The sequence below is a fragment of the Bacillus sp. JJ1127 genome (assembly GCF_036965845.1).
Lineage (GTDB): Bacteria > Bacillota > Bacilli > Bacillales > Bacillaceae_G > Bacillus_A.
In genome coordinates this window covers 1,794-4,789 of the sequence record NZ_JBALQK010000304.1, presented here as the reverse complement: position 1 = coordinate 4,789, position 2,996 = coordinate 1,794, and the positions used below count along the sequence as shown (strand labels likewise).

Annotated in this window: 3 protein-coding genes; 2 read left to right on the top strand and 1 reads right to left on the bottom strand. The window is 32.1% G+C overall.

Annotation, left to right across the window (positions count from 1 at the left end; genetic code table 11):
• Positions 1 to 359: 359 nt before the first annotated feature.
• The gene (locus V7183_RS23280) at positions 360 to 1,022 is read right to left on the bottom strand and encodes a DUF1801 domain-containing protein (RefSeq protein WP_335360990.1); all 663 of its coding nucleotides are present in this window, start codon (positions 1,020 to 1,022) and stop codon (positions 360 to 362) included.
• Here V7183_RS23280 and V7183_RS23275 point away from each other — a divergent pair.
• Both V7183_RS23275 and ytaF read left to right on the top strand, forming a co-directional pair.
• Positions 990 to 1,232 (top strand): competence protein ComK, encoded by a 243-nt coding sequence (locus V7183_RS23275; protein WP_335360991.1) that lies wholly within the window; start codon positions 990 to 992, stop codon positions 1,230 to 1,232. The two genes, V7183_RS23280 and V7183_RS23275, sit on opposite strands and share 33 nt — an antisense overlap.
• Positions 1,233 to 1,899: 667 nt before the next feature.
• On the top strand, positions 1,900 to 2,544 hold the full coding sequence (gene ytaF, locus V7183_RS23270; RefSeq protein ID WP_097899325.1) for a sporulation membrane protein YtaF: 645 nt from the start codon (positions 1,900 to 1,902) through the stop codon (positions 2,542 to 2,544).
• The last annotated feature ends 452 nt before the right edge of the window (positions 2,545 to 2,996 follow it).

The window sequence follows — 2,996 nt, the reverse complement described above, 5'->3', positions numbered from 1 at the left end:
AGATGATGCATTCGTAGGAAAAACCCAAACAAGAAAAAATCTTTTCAATTTGTTGATTCTTGGAGAGGCCTCTGGATTAGGACAACTCTTAGGTGGAATTTTGCTTGTCATTTTAGTAATCGTATCCTTTATAATTAAATAATTTGCAAATAAGAGGAGCTAATATCTATCGTTTAGCTCCTTTTGTTGTGATAAAGTCTAGAAAACAATTCTAGTTTATCAAAAGTCGATAAGTTCATGTCAAAAACACCATCCTTTCCTATGATTCTACAGAAAGGATAGCGTATTTTTTCATTTTAATGCGATCTAAAAAGAGTTCGAATGAACGCAAAGTGCGACAATATCTTAAAGTTTGATTACTATTTTTTCTTATCCAATAACTTGTGTGAACCGTCACAGTTGGGCAGCTTTTGAGATAGCCCACAAGTACAATCATTTAATCCCTTTCCATCGAGAATTCTCTGGATATATTTTTCAACCCTTGACTCTCGAGTTTTGGCTTGTTTGGCTTGAGAAAAATAAAAAATGTATGCTCTTTGCCGTCCCGGTGTCAATGATTCAAAAGCAGTTTTAAAAGTAGGCATTTCATTGAATTTATTTTGAAGTTCTTCAGGAATTATGAATTCTTTATGCTCTTTCTTTTTCACCTTTAAACCGGCTTTTTCAACTTCAATGGCTTCATAAATATAGGCTTTCAAGGTGGTTTCCATTTCAACTATTTCTTGAATATTGGTGAACCGAATCTGGCGCCCCGCCTGTACATTCTCCGTTTGTTGGATTAGAATCCCATGAGTATCCTGTAACAAGGCACCTTTGTGAAACGAAAGTGCACAGTATTCTTTAAATCCATGTATTAAAACTATGTTTTTTTTCTCAAACGTGTAACAAGGATGCATCCATTTAAATTCTTCGGTTAGCTCACAGTCAAGAACGATATTTCTTAATTTCTCATATTCTTCCTTCCACTTTTTGGCTGTATTTAAAAATTCATCAACCTTAGGATTCATTTTACTATTTGTCATCAAGGAACACCCCTCTGCAATTTTACAATCAGTCATATTGAAAGTGTGACAAAACTTCCACATGGAAATATTCTCATTGAATTCATAAATGGTCAAACAATTAAACTAGAAGTATCTAAAAATAACTTTGAAAATCAGATAAACAAAACTGCACAGCTGCATGCAGAATTTGAAGATAGAAAAGGAAAACAAATAGAGGCAAAATATTAGAAATAGAGATAATTTATCAAAATTCTAGTGAAAAGGTAGAATATATAATATGATTTTAGGAGTTTCTTATTTTGAGGATTAAAATTTTAGCTTAATGGCTATGGGAGCACTCCCATAGCCATTAATTTTTAAATAGTTTAAGATTTGGATCAGTCAACAGGTGGCAAGTGATTCCTTAGTCCGATAATTTAAAGGGATTTAGATGTCGAAAAATTAAAATGGATTTATATAGTTAGTATACAAACGACTTGAGCCTATTATAGTAATTTATACAGAATTGCATATGTTAGTTAATATTTTACTAGTCCTTTTGGGGTCTGGCCCATGCTTATCAAGCTAATATTTTGAAGTACCCCAAAAACAAAAATTTTGTCCCACCGCAGTTATCTATGAGAATTTAGCTCATTTTTTTCGTTTTTGGGAATAACAAATGGCGATAGGGGAGCGGCATCAAACGCGGAAAATGTACGCTAAGAGCTTAACTAAACTGGTTCTTAGCGTTTTCATTTTACATTCGAACACTTTTTAATATGTATCATACAATAACCCAGAAAATAATTACTGTTTTCCTCAATTAGCAAAAAGAGCTTGGTAATCACTAAGGTCCTTTTGATTGATGAAGTCTAATAATGAGAGAAAGATGTTATACAAAAGGGAGATAACAACTATGACTATAGCAGCTTTGATTACTATTTTGTTACTTTCATTATCATCTAGTATTGATAACTTTGGGGTAGGTATATCTTATGGTATCCGTAATATTCGTATAAGTTTATTAGCTAACTTTATCATTGCAATTATTGCTTTTATTTTTAGTGAAATAGGTATTCGATTTGGGCAATACATTTCAACAGTGTTTCCGGGTACATTATCTAATGTTATTGGTACATTGTTTTTATTCGTAATTGGTTTAAGAATTATTTTAATGGCAGTTCCAAGAAAAAAGAAAGTTAGTCAAAAAGTACTTGATGAGGATGAATCTGTTTCGAATGTGATTACTGGATACTTAAAATCTCCTGAAAAAGCCGACCTTGATCAATCAGGAGATATTAGTTTTTTTGAAGCTATTGTTCTTGGTATTGCTATATCTATGAATGCCCTTACGAACGGCTTAGGTGCAGGATTATTAAAACTGTCTCCGTTTGCTATTTCACTAGCAGCAGCGATATTCAGTTTTTTAACGATTTGGCTCGGAGTGAAATTAGGAAAAAAAGTTGCAAACGTAAGAATTGGATCGTGGACAATCGGACAATTTAGCACTGCTTTAAGCGGATTTATACTATTATTAATTGCTGCTCACAATTTGTTTTAAGTACAAATTGAGGTAAAAACATTGGAGTTATTTTCAATTGAATTTTTTTCAGTCTTGTTATCAATTGTTATTATTGATGAGTATTCCTATTATAATTTTGGGAAGCAGCCTGTTTATAACATGTGTTGATCGTTTTCAAATTATTATTTATATTGGTGGCGGTGTAATTGCTTGGACTGTAGCCAACATGATAATACATGAACCATGAGTAATCCTATTTTATACTGGGGAACCGTAATTTTGATTGTCGGAGGTATAGTATTGGCTGGAAAAATAACAAATGTAAAAGAACAAGAAAAAACAAAAAAAGAGTTCTACTGATATAGTGTGTTTATATATGTAAAGGATTCTGAAGAGAAAGGCACTTGAATATAGAAGGGAGTTTCTATAATTTATTACAAGCAAAATTGTAAAAAAAGTAAATAAAGATGCAAAACATCCCCAGAAACTTT